Annotated in this window: 18 protein-coding genes; 8 read left to right on the top strand and 10 right to left on the bottom strand. The window is 67.2% G+C overall.

Features of this window, described 5'->3' with window-relative positions; genetic code table 11:
- Positions 1–4: 4 nt before the first annotated feature.
- Together C7443_RS16650 and C7443_RS20180 are read left to right on the top strand one after the other, a co-directional pair.
- Positions 5–511, top strand: coding sequence for a zinc ribbon-containing protein (locus C7443_RS16650; RefSeq protein WP_110019744.1), 507 nt, complete (start codon positions 5–7; stop codon positions 509–511).
- Positions 512–647: 136 nt separating this feature from the next.
- Positions 648–791: a hypothetical protein gene (locus tag C7443_RS20180; protein WP_170123660.1), complete on the top strand. Its 144-nt coding sequence runs from the start codon at positions 648–650 to the stop codon at positions 789–791.
- Positions 792–828: 37 nt separating this feature from the next.
- Here C7443_RS20180 and lnt read toward each other — a convergent pair whose 3' ends face one another.
- The 5 genes from lnt to miaB all read right to left on the bottom strand — a co-directional run bounded on the left by lnt (position 829) and on the right by miaB (position 6,221).
- Positions 829–2,376 carry an apolipoprotein N-acyltransferase gene (lnt, locus tag C7443_RS16645; protein WP_170123659.1) on the bottom strand — a complete coding sequence of 516 codons (1,548 nt, stop codon included), beginning with the start codon at positions 2,374–2,376 and terminating at the stop codon, positions 829–831.
- 107 nt (positions 2,377–2,483) lie between these two features.
- On the bottom strand, positions 2,484–3,362 hold the full coding sequence (locus C7443_RS16640; protein ID WP_110019742.1) for a CorC family transporter: 879 nt from the start codon (positions 3,360–3,362) through the stop codon (positions 2,484–2,486).
- Positions 3,359–3,835 (bottom strand): rRNA maturation RNase YbeY, encoded by a 477-nt coding sequence (gene ybeY, locus C7443_RS16635; protein ID WP_110019741.1) that lies wholly within the window; start codon positions 3,833–3,835, stop codon positions 3,359–3,361. The genes C7443_RS16640 and ybeY overlap by 4 nt, the downstream gene beginning before the upstream one ends.
- Complete coding sequence (locus C7443_RS16630) at positions 3,832–4,848, bottom strand: PhoH family protein (RefSeq protein WP_246004695.1); 1,017 nt, start codon at positions 4,846–4,848, stop codon at positions 3,832–3,834. Before C7443_RS16630 ends, ybeY begins: the two co-directional genes overlap by 4 nt.
- Before the next feature lie 2 nt (positions 4,849–4,850).
- Positions 4,851–6,221, bottom strand: coding sequence for a tRNA (N6-isopentenyl adenosine(37)-C2)-methylthiotransferase MiaB (miaB, locus tag C7443_RS16625; RefSeq protein WP_110019740.1), 1,371 nt, complete (start codon positions 6,219–6,221; stop codon positions 4,851–4,853).
- A 278-nt stretch (positions 6,222–6,499) separates the two neighbouring features.
- Here miaB and C7443_RS16620 point away from each other — a divergent pair, with 278 nt between their 5' ends.
- The 6 genes from C7443_RS16620 to cysK are packed head-to-tail and all read left to right on the top strand — an operon-like array spanning position 6,500 to position 11,746.
- Positions 6,500–7,507: a sulfate ABC transporter substrate-binding protein gene (locus tag C7443_RS16620; RefSeq protein WP_110019739.1), complete on the top strand. Its 1,008-nt coding sequence runs from the start codon at positions 6,500–6,502 to the stop codon at positions 7,505–7,507.
- 10 nt (positions 7,508–7,517) lie between these two features.
- Entirely contained in the window at positions 7,518–8,339 is an 822-nt protein-coding gene (cysT, locus tag C7443_RS16615) for a sulfate ABC transporter permease subunit CysT (protein WP_425467103.1), read from the top strand.
- Complete coding sequence (gene cysW, locus C7443_RS16610; RefSeq protein WP_110019737.1) at positions 8,336–9,220, top strand: sulfate ABC transporter permease subunit CysW; 885 nt, start codon at positions 8,336–8,338, stop codon at positions 9,218–9,220. The genes cysT and cysW overlap by 4 nt, the downstream gene beginning before the upstream one ends.
- Positions 9,221–9,232: 12 nt before the next feature.
- Positions 9,233–10,327: a sulfate/molybdate ABC transporter ATP-binding protein gene (locus C7443_RS16605; protein ID WP_110019736.1), complete on the top strand. Its 1,095-nt coding sequence runs from the start codon at positions 9,233–9,235 to the stop codon at positions 10,325–10,327.
- A 52-nt stretch (positions 10,328–10,379) separates the two neighbouring features.
- Positions 10,380–10,769 carry a DUF4280 domain-containing protein gene (locus C7443_RS16600; RefSeq protein ID WP_110019735.1) on the top strand — a complete coding sequence of 130 codons (390 nt, stop codon included), beginning with the start codon at positions 10,380–10,382 and terminating at the stop codon, positions 10,767–10,769.
- 44 nt (positions 10,770–10,813) lie between these two features.
- Complete coding sequence (gene cysK, locus C7443_RS16595; RefSeq protein WP_110019734.1) at positions 10,814–11,746, top strand: cysteine synthase A; 933 nt, start codon at positions 10,814–10,816, stop codon at positions 11,744–11,746.
- A 45-nt stretch (positions 11,747–11,791) separates the two neighbouring features.
- Here cysK and C7443_RS16590 read toward each other — a convergent pair whose 3' ends face one another.
- From C7443_RS16590 to C7443_RS16570, 5 genes are all read right to left on the bottom strand, one after another.
- Positions 11,792–13,075 (bottom strand): NAD(P)/FAD-dependent oxidoreductase, encoded by a 1,284-nt coding sequence (locus C7443_RS16590; protein WP_110019733.1) that lies wholly within the window; start codon positions 13,073–13,075, stop codon positions 11,792–11,794.
- Positions 13,075–13,398: a c-type cytochrome gene (locus tag C7443_RS16585; RefSeq protein ID WP_146213327.1), complete on the bottom strand. Its 324-nt coding sequence runs from the start codon at positions 13,396–13,398 to the stop codon at positions 13,075–13,077. Before C7443_RS16585 ends, C7443_RS16590 begins: the two co-directional genes overlap by 1 nt.
- Positions 13,399–13,512: 114 nt before the next feature.
- The gene (locus tag C7443_RS16580) at positions 13,513–13,998 is read right to left on the bottom strand and encodes a copper chaperone PCu(A)C (protein ID WP_110019731.1); all 486 of its coding nucleotides are present in this window, start codon (positions 13,996–13,998) and stop codon (positions 13,513–13,515) included.
- Positions 13,999–14,152: 154 nt separating this feature from the next.
- Positions 14,153–14,635 carry a single-stranded DNA-binding protein gene (gene ssb / locus C7443_RS16575; RefSeq protein WP_110019770.1) on the bottom strand — a complete coding sequence of 161 codons (483 nt, stop codon included), beginning with the start codon at positions 14,633–14,635 and terminating at the stop codon, positions 14,153–14,155.
- Between the two features lie 86 nt (positions 14,636–14,721).
- Positions 14,722–16,113, bottom strand: coding sequence for an MFS transporter (locus C7443_RS16570; protein WP_110019730.1), 1,392 nt, complete (start codon positions 16,111–16,113; stop codon positions 14,722–14,724).
- Positions 16,114–16,160 lie beyond the last annotated feature (47 nt).

Here is a 16,160-nt window from a genome sequence, read left to right as displayed (position 1 = left end):
CCGCATGAACGACAACAAGCGCCTGGTCGCCGCCTACGAGCGGCTGATGCAGCGCATCGACGCTGCTCTCGAACGCATCGAAGTGCGCGAAAGCAGCGCGCTGCACGACACCATCAACCGCGTCGCCGAAGATTCGGTGCACCTCGGCGAGCTGACGCGCGAAGAAGCCGGCCTGCTCTCGGCCTGGATCCGCCGCGATCTCGAAGACGCCGGCCAGTTCCTCGCCGAGACCGGCAGCGACCTGCGCACCTGGTTCCGCTTCGACCTGGAACTGGTCGAAGAGCGCCTGCTGGAATGGTTCGGCCGGGCCGCCGACCGCTCCCGGCTCGAATTCCTCGCCTTCGAGGACACCATCGAGCGCATGAGCCATTACCACGCCGGTGAAATCAGCGGCCCCGGCACCCTGGCCTGCGAAGCCTGCGGCGCCAAGCTCGAACACCACACCACTGCGGTGATCCCGGCCTGCCCGGCCTGCGGCCACAAGGTGTTCAACCGCGTCATCAGCGACTGATCCGGCATCGCCGCCTGGTCACGGCACTGCAACCGGGCGGCAACACAAGGCGCGGACACTGCGCGGGCAATCCAAAGTGACCGCGAGAACGCGCCTAATGGCCACCATGAGTCTGTCCCGACACCGCATGCAGCGCATGCACGAACAACATCGCCAGGCGAGCAACCGCCGCGCCCGCGCCCAGGGCCGCGAACTGGCGACGATCCTCGGCTATCACGAACTCGGCAGCGAGGTCGATAACCCGGTGCGCACCATCGCCGACTGGCAGGACCCGCGCTGAGCGCGCGACCTCCCCGGCAGCAGCATCGAGGCGGCGCTCAGCCGCCTTTTTGTTGGCCCGGCGACCGGCGCCACGCCCCGGCGAGCGCCGCCAGCGCCGCCAGCGCCACCGCCAGCCAGTCGCCGACGGCGACGAACGGCGTTTCACCGCGCATCGGCTGCACCTGACCGGCGACCACCGTCGGCACGAAGGATTCGCCTTCAGCGACGATGCGGCCTTTCTCGTCGACCAGTGCGGTGATGCCGGTATTGGTGGCCCGCAGCAGCGGTCGGGCGGCTTCGATCGCGCGCATGCGCGCGATCTGCAGGTGCTGATACGGGGCGATGGTGTCGCCGAACCAGGCATCGTTGCTGACGTTGACCAGCAGCTCGGCCTGCGGCAGCGCGCGGCGCACCTCGCTGCCGAATACCGCCTCGAAACAGATCGAAGTGCCGACCGGCACGCCAGCGGCGTGCAGCAGCGGCTGGTCGGCGGCGCCCGGCGTGAAGTCCGCCATCGGGATCTGTACGAAGTCGCGGAAGATCATCAGCAGGCTGCGTAGCGGCAGGTATTCGCCGAAGGGCAGCAGGCGATGCTTGTAGTAGATGCCGGGGGTGCGGCCGATGGCGGCGACGGCGTTGCGGTATTCGGCCTGATCGCGGCGACCGTCCGGCGCGCCGATGAGGAAATCGATGCCCTGCTCGGCGGCATAGCCGCGCAGCTCGCCGACGAAGCTGTCCTCCAGATCGCTGAGGAAGGCCGGCAGTGCCGTCTCCGGCCAGACGATGATGTCCTGGCGCCCGGCGCGCTGCGTCAGCTCAGCGTAGGTGGCAAGCGTCTCCCGCAGTTTTTCCGGCCGCCATTTCAGCTCCTGACTGATGTTGCCCTGGATCAGCGCCACCGCCAGCGGCCGGCCGTGTGGCTCGCTCCAGGCGATGCGCCCGGCGCCCCAGCCGCCGGCGAGCAGCGCCAGTGCCGCCAGCAGCGGCCATAGTGCCGCCCGCGGACCGCCGACCGCCGGCCGCAGCCGGGCCAGCGCCAACCGCAGCAGCCCGGCGCCGAGCAGCGTGAAAAAGCCGACTCCGAACACGCCGGTCAGCGGGGCGAAGCCGGCGAGTGGTGCATCGGTCTGGCTGTAGCCGAGTGCCAGCCACGGAAAACCGGTGAACGCCCAGGAGCGCACCCATTCGAGCAGCGCCCACAGCCCCGGCGCGGCGAGCAGCCAGCGCCGGGCGCCCGGCCGCGGGGCCAGACGATTGAGCAGCGCCGCGAACAGCGCGACGTAGCCGGCCATCAGCATCACCACCAGCGCGGTGGCCAGCGCGGCGAAGGCCGGCGGCGCGTTGCCGTAGTGATGCAGGCTGACGTAGATCCACCAGATGCCGTAGCCGAAGGCGCCGAGGCCGAACAAAAAGCCGATCAGTGCGCCACGGCGCACGCGCTCACCGTCGAGCAGCCACAGCAGCACGGCGGGCAGCAGCCAGCCGAGCGGCCACAGCCCGTACGGCGCATAGGCAAACGGCAGCAGCACGCCAGCGAGCGGTGCAATCAGCAGCGCCAGCGGATGGCCGGCCGCGAGGCGGCCGGCGGCGACGGAAGTGGTCACGGCAGGGGAACTCCAGCGGATGCAGCGAACGCGGCCGGGCACACCGGCGAAGCCAGTCTGCGCGGCCGTGATGACGGGCGTGTGTGCGCAAACGCCGCGCGGCGGACTTACTCGACGACCACCTCGCGCGTGCCCGGCGCTTCGAGCAGACTCAGGCCGAGCAGGTGCACGCGGCGATTGTCGGCGCGCAGCACACGGAAACGGAAGCGGTCGATCTCGATGACCTCACCGCGCTTGGGCAGGCGGTCGATGTGCATCATCACCAGGCCGCCGACGGTGTCGGCCTCGTCCTCGTCGAAGCTCGCGCCGAAACGCTCGTTGAAATCTTCGAGCGGCGTCAGCGCCTTGACGACGAACTCGTTGTCGCCGATCTGACGGATGTCGTCGGCGTTTTCATCCTCGTCGTGCTCGTCGTCGATCTCGCCGACGATCTGTTCGAGCAGGTCCTCGATGGTGACCAGGCCGGCGACGCCGCCGTACTCGTCGACGACGATCGCCATATGCTGGCGTGAAGCGCGGAATTCCTTGAGCAGGCTGTTGAGACGCTTGCTCTCGGGGATGAACTTGGCCGGGCGCAGGAACTCCCGGGCGTTGAACTCACCGCCGCCACGGCCGTACCAGGCCAGCAGATCCTTGACCAGGATGATGCCGAGCACCTCGTCGCGATCCTCGCCGATCAGCGGCAGGCGCGAATGGCCGGAGTCGACGATCTCCTTGAGCACGCGCTCGATGTCCCAGTCCTGCTCCAGCACCACCATCTGCCCGCGCGGCACCATGACGTCGCGTGCCTGCATGTCAACGACTTCGAGCACGCCTTCGAGCATCGACAGGGTCTCGGCATCGATGATGCCGTCGACCTGTGCCTCGCGCAGGATGCCGCGCAGATCCTCGCGGTCTTCCGGTCCACCGCCGGCGAGCGCCTCACCCAGACGCTCCAGCCACGATTTACTGTGACTTTCGGCCGGTTTCTCGTCCTTCTCCTTCATGGTGCTTCGTCGTCTCCGTAGGGATTCGGGATGTCGAGTCCTGCGAGGATGCGAACCTCCAGCCCTTCCATCGTGGCCGCTTCAGCATCGTCGAGATGATCGTAGCCAAGCAGATGCAGTGTGCCGTGCACGATCATGTGCGCCCAGTGCGCGCCAAGCGGCTTGCCCTGCTCGGTCGCCTCGCGGGCGACCACCGGCGCGCACACCACCAGATCACCGAGCAGCTCGCGCTCCAGCTTGACGCCGGGCGGCAGCTCGAAGGGAAACGACAGCACGTTGGTCGGGCCGCTCTTCTGCCGGTAGCCCTCGTTGAGCTCGGCACTCTCGGCCTCGTCGACGATACGCACGCTCATCTCGGCGGGATCGGTGAAATCGGCCGCCGCCAGGGCCGCCTCGGCCCAGCCGCGCAGCGCCGCCGCATCCGGCAGCCCGGAGGCCGCCGAGGCGAGCTGCAGATCGAGTTCCAGGCTCACCGCCGTGCCTCCCCGTGCAGTTGTTCGAAACGTTCATAGGCGACGACGATGCGCTGCACCAGCGGATGACGCACGACATCGCGCGGCTCGAAGCGGGTGACACTGATGCCCTCGACGCCGTCGAGCACTTCCAGCGCGTGGGCCAGCCCCGAGCGGATGCCCTTGGGCAGGTCGACCTGCGAAGCATCGCCGGTGATCACCGCGGTCGAGCCGAAACCGATGCGCGTCAGGAACATCTTCATCTGTTCGACGGTGGTGTTCTGCGCCTCGTCGAGAATGATGAAGGCATCGTTGAGCGTGCGCCCGCGCATGAAGGCCAGCGGCGCGATCTCGATGACGCTGCGCTCCATCAGCTTGCCGACGCGCTCAAAGCCGAGCATCTCGTAGAGCGCGTCGTACAGCGGCCGCAGGTACGGATCGACCTTCTGCACCAGGTCACCGGGCAGGAAGCCCAGGCGCTCGCCGGCCTCAACCGCCGGGCGCACCAGGATCAGCCGGCGCACCTCGTTGCGCTCCAGCGCCTCGACGGCGCAGGCCACGGCGAGATAGGTCTTGCCGGTGCCGGCCGGACCGACGCCGAAGTTGATGTCGTGGCGCAGCATCGCATGCAGATATTTCTGCTGGTTGATGCCGCGGCCGCGGATCATGCCGCGCTTGGTGCGGATCGCGACCTGCTCGGGCTCGACTTCGTGGGGACTGGCGACGGCGATGTCATCGGCGCCGGCTTCCTGCAGAAACAGGTGCACCTGCGCCGGCGAGAGCTCTTCCTCGGCGCTGGCGAGGTGCAGCGCTTCGAGCACGGCGCTGGCGACGGCGACGGCCTCGGCCGGGCCGTCGACCTGGAAGTGACTGCCGCGATTGGCGATCTCGACGCCGAGCCGGCGCTCGATCTGGCGCAGGTGCTCGTCGAGATGGCCGCAGAGATTGGCGAGGCGGAGATTGTCGGAGGGTTCGAGATTCAGCGATTGCGAAACGGCGCCGGTCGCGATTTCGACCGGCGCAGGAGTGACGATATTCACGCGGCGTTCACCTCGGCGGCCGTCAGGCCGAGTTCCTCGCAGGCGACGAACTCGCCGCGCAGCGAGTTCGGCAGGGCTTCAGTGATGCGCACGTCGACGAAGTGGCCGATCAGGCGTGCGGGGCCGTCGAAATTGACGACGCGGTTGTTCGGCGTGCGCCCGGCGAGCTGACGGGTATCGCCGCGCCGGGCATGACGCTCGATCAGCACCCGCTGCACGCTGCCGACCATGCCACCGGCGATGCGCGCGGCATTGGCATTGAAGCGGTCGATGACCTGCTGTAGACGCGCCTTCTTGACCTCCATCGGTACGTCATCGGGCAGATCGGCGGCCGGCGTGCCGGGACGCGGGCTGTAGATGAAGCTGAAGCTGTGGTCGAAGCCGATCTCGTCGATCAGCTTCAGCGTCGCGGCGAAATCAGCCTCGGTTTCGCCGGGGAAGCCGACGATGATGTCGGTTGACAGCGAGAGGTCCGGGCGGATGGCGCGCAGGCGGCGGATCTTGGCCTTGTATTCGAGCACCGTGTGCTTGCGCTTCATCGCCGCGAGGATGCGGTCCGAGCCGCTCTGCACCGGCAGGTGCAGGTGATCGACCAGCTCCGGCACTTCGGCGTAGGTGTCGATCAGCCGCTCGGAAAACTCGATCGGGTGCGAGGTGGTGTAGCGAATGCGCTCGATGCCGTCGATCGCCGCGACCATCTGCAGCAGCAGCGCGAAATCGGCAAGGGTGTCGTCGTGCATCGCGCCCCGGTAGGCGTTGACGTTCTGGCCGAGCAGCGTCACCTCGCGCACGCCCTGCGCGGCGAGTCCGGCGATCTCGGCGATGACGTCGTCGAACGGCCGGCTGACCTCTTCACCGCGGGTGTAGGGCACCACGCAGAAGGTGCAGTACTTCGAGCAGCCTTCCATCACCGAAACGAAGGCCGCCGGCCCCTCGGCGCGCGGCTCGGGCAGGTTGTCGAACTTCTCGATCTCGGGGAAGGAGACGTCGACGACGGCGCCGGCATGCTCCTGCACGGCCTTGAGCAGATTGGGCAGGCGATGCAGCGTCTGCGGGCCGAACACCAGATCGACGAAGGGTGCGCGCTCGCGCAGCGCCTCGCCTTCCTGGCTGGCGACGCAGCCGCCGACACCGATCACCAGATCGGGTTTTTCCAGCTTCAGCTCGCGCCAGCGGCCGAGTTCGGAGAAGACTTTTTCCTGCGCTTTCTCGCGGATAGAGCAGGTATTGAGCAGCAGCACGTCGGCCTGGTTCGGGTCGTCGGTCAGTTCCAGGCCATGCGATTCACGCAGCACGTCGCCCATCTTGGCGGAGTCGTACTCGTTCATCTGGCAGCCGTGGGTCTTGATGAAGAGTTTGCGGGGCATCGAAGTTTTCAAGCGGGATCAAGGAGCTGGAGTCTAGCATCGGCTCCGGCAGGGGGAACAGGCGCGCGACCTTGCCGCAAGCGGCCAGCCTTGTCCACTCCGCGGCCGGCCGGCCGGCCGCGACGGACCCGGCTCGCACGGACAGATTACCGGCTGAACACCTGTTTTTATGCCTTATTGTTAGTTACAGAGAATTTTAAAGTCTTTTTTTGATATAAAACCCCGATGATAGGCTCGCTGCATTGCACCAAAGCCCATGATCACGAGAGTTTCAGCCCATGCATCACCCTGCCCGCCTTTCCCGCCTGCTCGCCGCCACCTGCTCGCTGCTGCTGCTCGGCAGCAGCGCTGCCCACGCCACGGAACTGCTCAACGCCTCCTATGACGTCGCCCGCGAACTCTACAAGGACGTCAACGCCAGCTTCGTGCCGTACTGGAAGCAGAAGACCGGCGAGGAGGTGACCATCAACCAGTCGCACGGAGGTTCGAGCAAGCAGGCACGCGCGGTGATCGACGGGCTGGCGGCCGACGTGGTGACGATGAACCAGCAGACCGACATCGACGCCATCGCCAAAGCCGGAGTGCTGCGTGCCGACTGGCGCGACGCGTTCCCGTATCATGCGGCACCGTATGGTTCGACGATCATTTTCCTCGTGCGCAAGGGCAACCCGAAGCAGATTCACGATTGGGGCGATCTGGCCAGGGAGGGTGTGCAGCTGGTCATTCCCAATCCGAAGACCGCCGGCAACGGCCGTTACAGCTACCTCGCCGCCTGGGCCTGGGCCAAAGAACAATACGGCTCCGATGACAAGGCCCGCGAGTTCGTCGGCAAGCTGTTCCACAACGTGCCGGTACTCGATGCCGGCGGGCGCGCGGCAACCACGACCTTCATCCAGCGCGGCATCGGCGACGTGCTGCTGACCTTCGAGAGCGAAGTGCTGCAGATCACCAAGACGTTCAACAAGGACGATTTCGAAATCGTGGTGCCGTCGATGAGCATCGATGCCGACGCGCCAGTCGCTGTCGTCGACCGCGTCGTCGAGCAGAAGGGCACGCGCGCGCTGGCCGAGGGCTACCTGAACTTCCTGTTCTCACCCGAGGGCCAGCGCATCGCCGCCCGCCATTACCTGCGTCCGCGTGATCCGGCAGTGTTCGCCGAGTTTCAGGAGCAGTTCAAACCCATCCGCCTGATCACCGTCGAGGGCGCGTTCGGCAGCTGGGCCGAAGCGCAGGCCAGGCACTTCGCCGACGGCGGAGAATTCGACCGGATCTATCAACCCCACTGAGGTCACGACCGTGCGTCGCACGACGATCCTGCCCGGCTTCGGCCTGGCGCTGGGCTTTGCCCTGTTCTACCTCGGCCTGCTGGTGCTGCTGCCGCTGTCGGCGGCGTTCATCAAGAGCGCCGGCATGGGCTGGGCGGATTTCTGGCAGGCGGTGAGCGCGCCGCGCGTGCTGGCTTCGTACAAGCTGAGCTTCGGCGCAGCGCTGCTGGCGGCAGCAATCAACGCGGTGTTCGGTCTGCTGGTGGCCTGGGTGCTGGTGCGCTACCCGTTCCCCGGCCGCAGATTCGTCGATGCGCTGGTCGATCTGCCGTTCGCGCTGCCGACCGCCGTGGCCGGCATCGCGCTGACCGCGCTGTATTCCAGTAACGGCTGGATCGGTCAGTACTTCGCCGCCGCCGGCATCAAGATCGCGTTCACGCCGCTCGGCGTCGTCGTCGCGCTGACCTTCATCGGCCTGCCCTTCGTCGTGCGCACCGTGCAACCGGTGCTGGAAGACCTCGAACATGCGGTCGAGGAAGCCGCCGCCTCGCTCGGTGCGAGCCGGCTGCAGACCTTCACGCGGGTGATCTTTCCGGCGCTGCTGCCGGCGCTCGCCACCGGCTTCACGATGGCCTTCGCCCGCGCCGTCGGCGAGTACGGCTCGGTGATCTTCATCGCCGGCAACATCCCGATGGTCTCGGAAATCACGCCGCTGATCATCATTTCCAAGCTCGAACAATACGACTACGCCGGCGCCACCGCAGTGGCGGTGGTGATGCTGGTGATCTCGCTGCTGCTGCTGCTGACCATCAACGCGCTGCAGATCTGGAGCCGGCGGAGGGCCTCGGCATGAGTACCAGCGCCGACACCCTGCTCACTCCGGCCGTCGCGAAGACACAGCCAGCCACCAGCGCCACGCAGGAATCGCGCTGGGTGCGCTGGAGCCTGACCGCCATCGCACTGCTGTTTCTCGCCGCCTTCCTGTTCGTGCCGCTCGCCGCGGTGTTCACCGAAGCCCTGAAAGGCGGACTGGCGCTGTACTGGCAGGCGATCACCGAGCCCGAGGCGCTGGCCGCAATCGAGCTGTCGCTGCTCGCCGCGCTGATCGCCGTGCCGATGAACCTGGTGTTCGGCGTCGCCGCGGCCTGGGCCATCGCCAAGTTCGATTTTCCCGGCAAGCCGCTGCTGATCACACTGATCGACCTGCCGTTCGCCGTCAGCCCGGTGATCGCCGGCCTGATCTACGTGCTGGTGTTCGGTGCCCACGGCTGGCTGGGACCGTGGCTGATCGAGCATGACCTGAAGATCATCTTCGCCGTGCCCGGCATCGTGCTGGCGACGGTGTTCGTCACCTTCCCCTTCGTCGCCCGCGAGCTGATCCCGCTGATGGAAGCGCAGGGCGGCGAGGAGGAAGAGGCCGCAATCGTGCTCGGCGCCAGCGGCTGGCAGACCTTCTGGCGGGTGACGCTGCCGAACATCAAATGGGGACTGCTCTACGGCACGATCCTCAGCACGGCGCGCGCGCTCGGCGAATTCGGTGCCGTCAGCGTGGTCTCCGGTCATATCCGCGGGCTGACCACGACGCTGCCGCTGCACGTCGAGATCCTTTACAACGAATACAACTTCGTCGCGGCCTTCGCCTGCGCCTCGGTGCTGACACTGATGGCGCTGGTGATGCTGGCGGCCAAGTCCTTCATCGAGTGGCGCACGCGGCTCGCGCGCTCCGCCGCCTGACAGGTACCCGCCATGAGCATCGAGATCCGTCAGCTGAGCAAGCGTTTCGGTGATTTCACCGCCCTCGACGCGCTGTCGCTCGACATCCATTCCGGCGAGCTGGTCGCGCTGCTCGGCCCCTCCGGCTGTGGCAAGACCACGCTGCTGCGCATCATCGCCGGCCTCGAACAGGCCGACTCCGGTCAGGTGCTGTTCCACGGCGAGGACACCACCGACGTGCACGTGCGCGATCGCCATGTCGGCTTCGTGTTCCAGCACTACGCGCTGTTCCGCCACATGAGTGTGTTCGAGAACGTCGCCTTCGGCCTGCGCGTGCGCCCGCGCGCCACCCGGCCGGCGGAAAACGAGATCCGCGCGCGGGTGATGCGCCTGCTCGATCTGGTGCAGCTCGGCCATCTCGCCAACCGCTATGCCGACCAGCTCTCCGGCGGCCAGCGTCAGCGCGTGGCGCTGGCCCGCGCGCTGGCGGTCGAGCCCAAGGTGCTGCTGCTCGACGAGCCCTTCGGTGCCCTCGATGCTCAAGTGCGCAAGGAACTGCGCCGCTGGCTGCGCCGGCTGCACGACGAGCTGCACATCACCAGCGTGTTCGTCACCCACGATCAGGAAGAAGCGCTCGAAGTCGCCGACCGCGTGGTGGTGATGAACCGGGGTCACATCGAGCAGATCGGCTCGCCCGATTCGATCTACGAAACGCCGGCCACGCCGTTCGTCTACGAGTTCCTCGGCAACGTCAATCTGTTCCACTCGCGGGTACACGGCGGCATCGCCGAGGTCTCGGGGCTGCGCGTCGCCGCGCCGGGCCTGGGCAATACCGAAGATGCGCCGGCGCTGGCCTACGTGCGCCCGCACGACATCGAACTGTCGCGCACGCCGGGCACCGCCGATGCGCTGGTCGCCACCGTCACCGACGTCCGCCCGCTCGGCCCGGTGGTACGCCTGGAACTGCGCCACCAGGGTGCGGATGCGCCGATCGAGGTCGAGCTGACGCGCGAGCGCTTCCGCCGCGAGGGCTATGCGATCGGTGAAAGCCTGTGGCTGGTGCCACGCCAGCTGCGGGTGTTCCTCGCGCCCGAGCGCGGTGACACCGTCGAGGACTTTGCCATCTGATGCGGCGCACTATGCTGAGCATTCAGCCAGAACGTGCAGGAGGACTCCCACCATGCCCCAGCAAGTAACGATGGGCGCGATGCTGCAGTGCTCGTTCGGCATGGCGCCGAGCAGTCTGGTGGTACTGCCGACCAACCGCGTGCTCGCCGAAAACAAGCCGGCCGCCAACATCATGGATCACGTGCCGCTGCTCAACATCATGCCCTTCGGCATGTGCCAGTCGCTGGCCAACCCGACGGTCGCCGCCGCCACCAGCGCGGCGATGGGCGTGCTGACGCCGATGCCGTGCATCCCGGCCACCTCCGCACCGTGGGTACCGGGCGCGCCGACGGTGCTGATCGCCAACATGCCGGCGCTCGACAACGTCAGCCAATGCATGTGCATGTGGGGCGGCGTCATCCAGATCACCAATCCCGGCGCCACCACCGTCCAGATTCCCTGAACCGCTCCCCCGCTTCGTTCCGCCGCTCGCAGAGGAATTCCGCCATGCGCATCGCCAGCAACGTCACCGAACTGATCGGCAACACCCCGCTCGTCCGCCTCAACCGCCTGAGCGCCGGCCTCGGCGCGGAAGTGGTCTGCAAACTTGAATTCTTCAACCCGGCGCACAGCGTCAAGGACCGCATCGGCGCGGCGATGATCGACGCCGCCGAGGCGGCCGGCAAGATCGGTGCGGACACCGTCATCCTCGAACCGACCAGCGGCAACACTGGCATCGCGCTGGCGATGGTCTGCGCCGCGCGCGGCTACAAGTGCTGCCTGGTGATGCCGGACACCATGAGCAAGGAGCGGCGCATGCTGCTGCGCGGCTACGGCGCCGAGCTGGTGCTGACGCCGGGCGCCGAAGGCATGGGCGGCGCGATCCGCAAGGCCGAGGAAATGGCCGCGGCCGACGCGCGCTACTACATCCCGCAGCAGTTCCAGAACCCGGCCAACCCGGCCATCCATCGCAAGACCACCGCCGAGGAAATCTGGCGCGACACCGACGGCACGGTCGATGTGATCGTCGCCGGCGTCGGCACTGGCGGCACCATCACCGGTATCGGCGAGGTGCTGAAGGCGCGCAAGCCCGGTCTGCGCGTGGTCGCCGTCGAGCCCGATGCCTCGCCGGTGCTCTCCGGCGGGCAGAAGGGGCCGCACATGATCCAGGGCATCGGTGCCGGCTTCGTACCCGAGGTGCTCAACACCGCGATCTACGACGAAGTCACCCGCGTCACCAATGATGACGCGCTCGCCACCGCACGCCGTGCCGCCACCGAGGAAGGTCTGCTGGTCGGCATCAGTTCCGGCGCGGCGATCTGGGCGGCGCTGCAGCAGGCAGCCAAGCCGGAGAACGCCGGCAAGCGCATCGTCGTCATCATCCCCTCCTTCGGCGAACGCTACCTCAGCACCAAGCTGTTCGAGGGACTCGGCGACTGAAACGCCGGGCGGACACGCCGGGCACGCGGCCCGGCGTCCGCAGTGTCAGCCGAAGCTGTCAGCCATGATGCTGGCGTACCAGCCTTCGGCGTAGGCCGCTTCCTGCGCCCGTACCGCGCTCGGTGCCTCCAGCGGACTGGTGCCACCGGCGCCGGCGACCGGCTCGATGCGCCCCTGCTGCAGGCGATAGACCGCCGAGACGCTGATACCGTAATGCCGCGCCACCAGGCTGTAGCAGGTATTGGCGTAGGACGGCTCCGGCAACGCCTGTCCGTGCAGCGCACACAGCAGCGCCGCGGCGCAGACCTTGGCCTGGCTGTTCGCCGAAAACGCCGACTTCGGCATCTTGCCGGCAATCGCCGCATCACCGATGACGTACACGCCGGCATGGCGCAGCGACTCGAAGCTCAGCTGATCCACCGGACACCAGCCGCTGGCATCGCTCAGATCGGCCCGCTGTGCGATCGCGCCGGCGCGCTGCGGCGGAATCACGTTGACGACATCGCCGCGATGCTCGTTAAAGCCAAAGCCCGGATACAGCGTGCGCGCCGCCGCGTCGACACGCTCGACCGCCCCGCCGTCGGAACCGCGCACCCATTCGATCAGCCCCGGATACAACGTCTGCCAGGCTGACTGAAACAGCGCCTGCTTGGTGAAGCTGTCCTTGGCGTCGAGAATCAGCAGCTTGCCGCGCGGGCGCTGGGTGCGCATCCAGTCGGCGATCAGACTGGCGCGCTCGTATGGCCCCGGCGGGCAGCGGTACGGCTCGGCCGGTACGCTGATCAGCACGACGCCGTTGTCCGGCATGGCCGCGAGCTGGCGCTGCAGCAACAGCGTCTGCTCGCCGGCATGCCAGGCATGCGGCAGCTGCTGAGCGGCGGCGGCGTCATAGCCGGCAATCGCATCAAAGCGCAGTTCGATGCCGGGGGCGAGCACCAGGCGGTCACAGTCGAGCTGAGTACCGCCGGCCGTGCGTACGCGGCGGGCGACCGGGTCGATCTCGGTAACGGTATCGAACAGCACACGCACGCCGAGCGCCCGCAGACCACCGTAGCCGTGCGCCTGCGCATCGAGCGTGCGCTCACCGACCAGCACCAGATTGCTCAACGGGCAACTCAGGTAACGCGGTTCGCGCTCGATCAGCGTCACCTCCACGCTCGGATCGAGCTGGCGCAGATAACGCGCGCAGGTCGCGCCGCCGAAACCACCACCGACGATGACGACCCGTGCCTGCGTACCCGCGGCACGGGCCACCCGGCCGCCCGCGCCCAGCCAGCCGAGCGCCACCGCCGCGCCGCTGCGCAGCAGAGCCCGTCGCGACAGCGCCATCAGCGCACCTCCTCGCGACGGCCGAGACGCGCGGCGATCAGGCGGATCTCGTCATCGCTGTAGCCGCGGGCGATGCGGTTCATCACCGTGCCGGCGCTCGCACCGCTTTTGTATTCCTGCATGGCGAACTCGATGAAGCGGGCGCTCTTGCCCGCCAGCGAGGGAATCGCGCCGGGGCTGTGTCCATCCGGGCCATGGCAGGCGGCACAGGAGGCGGCGAGCACGAAGGCGCGCAGATCGCCGGGCTGCGCCACGCCGGCGGCATGCGCCGGCGCCAGCAGACTCGCGCCGAGCACGGCAAGGGAAAAGGGCCGATATCGCATCGGGAATCCTCCGGCAAAGCGCCGCTGACGCGGCGCAAAAATGCGAACGGCCGTGCGCACACGACCGTTCGTTGTTCCGGCGTTCCCTCGCGCGCTCGCGCGGCGCCCTTAAGCTCAGGGCTTGCCGTGCGTCATGTGATCCATCGGTTTACTGGCAGCGGCATCCGGCGCTTCGACGTCGACCTGCACCTCGACTTTGCCCGCTTTTTCAAAGTTCAGCGTCAGCGGGAATTTCTCGCCCGCGACCAGCGGCTTCTTCAGGCCGATCAGCATGACGTGCAGACCGCCCGGCGCCAGCACGGTCGCCGAACCCTGCTCGACCTCGATCGCCTGTACCGGCCGCATCTTCATGACGCCGTTATCCATCATGTGCGTGTGCAGCTCGACGCGCTCGGCCACGCTGCCGGCGGCGCTGAGCAGCTTGTCGGCACCGGCGTCGCTCTTGCTCATGCGAAAGTAGGCCGCGCCATTGGCCGCGCCCGGCGCCGTCGCCCGCGCCCAGGGATGCTCGATACGGATATCGCCGACGGTGTATTCATGGGCATGGACCGGCAGCATCAGCGACAAAGCCAGCGCAGCACTCGCGAACAGTGTTTTCATCGGAACAGCATCCTCGACGGTGGAAGGAATCCCGCGACGGTCAATAAACGGGCCAGCCCGCAGAGGCCGGTAAATCAGCCACCTGCAGCGACCAACCCGAGGCTGTCATGGCAAATGCCGCGGTCCACTGCGTGAAAACACGCATCCGCCAGACTCAGAACGGGATGTCGTCGTCGAACGGCTCATCAAAACCACCGCTCGACGGCGGTGCCGACTGCGGCGCCGGTGTATTGCGGCTGCGCGGGGCCGGGGCCGGCGCGCTGTCGGCGTCGCGCTCGAACGGCACGCTGCCGCCACCGGCGCGGCCGCCGAGCATCTGCATGTCGGTGGCGACGATCTCGGTGCTGTACTGGTCGCGGCCGTCCTTGTCCTGCCATTTACGGGTACGCAGGCTGCCCTCGATGTAGACCTGCGAGCCCTTCTTCAGGTACTCGTTGGCGATCTCCGCGAGCTTCTTGAACAGCACCACGCGATGCCACTCGGTGCGTTCCTGCTTCTGTCCGGTATTGCGGTCGGTCCAGGTTTCGCTGGTGGCGATGCGCAGGTTGGTCACCGCATCACCGCTGGGCATGAAGCGCGTTTCCGGGTCCGCGCCGAGATTGCCGACGAGAATGACCTTGTTGATGCCTCTGGCCATGAACATGCGCTCCGCAAGCTGAGTGCGCGCCGCCGCAGCGGCGCAGGAATCGGGATATGGAACGCGATTGTAGCGAACTTGACCGCTCAGCCGGCCGGCGTGACCGAATGCGCCAGCAAAGCCGCTTCATCGAGCGCGTGGCGATCGACCTTGAGATAGGCCACACCATCGTCGGCGATGACGACCGCCTCGGCGACGCCACGGATACCGGTCAGCGTCAGTGCCAAGCGCGCGGCGGCGGCCTCGTCGGCCTGCGGCCCGACGTTGAGCAGATAGCTCGACAGGTAGCGCGGATTCTTCATCGTCGAGGCCACGGCCAGCCACAGCAGACCGACCAGCGCCGCCATCTGGAACACCGCACTCAGGCCGAAATGGCCGTTCAGCCAGCCACCGATCGCCCCGCCGCAGAAGGCACCGAGGAACTGCGTGCTGGCGTAGACGCCCATCGCCGTGCCCTTGGCATCCGGCGGCGCCATCTTCGCCACCAGCGACGGCAACGTCGCCTCCAGCAGGTTGAACGCGGTGAAAAACATCAGCATCGCCACGCCGACACTCCAGAAACCGGCGTGAAAACCGATCAGTGCCAGCTCGGCGAGGGTCAGCAGACCAACCGCACCGAGGAACACCTGCTTCAGCTTGCGCCGCTTCTCGCCGATGATGACGAAGGGCACCATCAGCCCCATACCGAGCACCATCGTCGGCAGGTAGATCTCCCAGTGCCGCGCGGGCGGCAGACCAGCCAGATCCTTGAGCGCATGCGGCACGGCGACGAAGGTTGCTGTCAGGATCAGGTGCAGCGCGAAAATGCCGAAATCGAGGCGCAGCAGCTGCGAATCGCGGAGCACGCGCATGAACTGCGCCGGCACCGGCTGAGTGTCACGGTGCAGGCGCTCATCCTGCGGATCGGGCACCAGGAAGCGGACCACGGCAATGCCGCCGAACGCCAGCAGCGCGGTCAGCCAGAAAATTCCGGAAACCCCGATCAGGCTGTTGAGCAGCGGGCCGGCGACCATCGACACGGCAAAGGAAATACCGATCGACACGCCGATCGTTGCCATCACCTTGGTGCGATGCTCTTCGCGCGTGAGGTCGGCGGCGAGCGCCATCACCGCAGCCGAAATCGCCCCGGCGCCCTGCAGCAGACGTCCGGCGATCACACCCCAGATCGAACCGGATACGGCGGCGAGCACCGAACCGGCGGCGAAGATCACCAGGCCGGCGTAGATCACGCGCTTGCGGCCGAAACGATCCGAAAGCAGGCCGTACGGAATCTGGAACACCGCTTGCGACGCGCCGTAGATACCGATCGCCAGTCCTGCCAGCGCCGGCGTCGAGCCATTCAGATGCTCGGCGTAGAGCGCAAATACCGGCAGAATCATGAACAAACCGAGCATGCGCAGCGAGAACACACCCGCCAGCCAGGCCGCGACCTGGCGTTCAACCGGCGTCATTGTTTCACCGGCGAGTTGCTTTTCCATCTCCCGTTCCGCCTTGTAAAAAAACCGGGGCCGTATAGTAGCAGAGC

The organism is Plasticicumulans acidivorans, from assembly GCF_003182095.1.
Lineage (GTDB): Bacteria > Pseudomonadota > Gammaproteobacteria > Competibacterales > Competibacteraceae > Plasticicumulans > Plasticicumulans acidivorans.
This window is presented reverse-complemented; position numbering and strand designations above follow the sequence as displayed.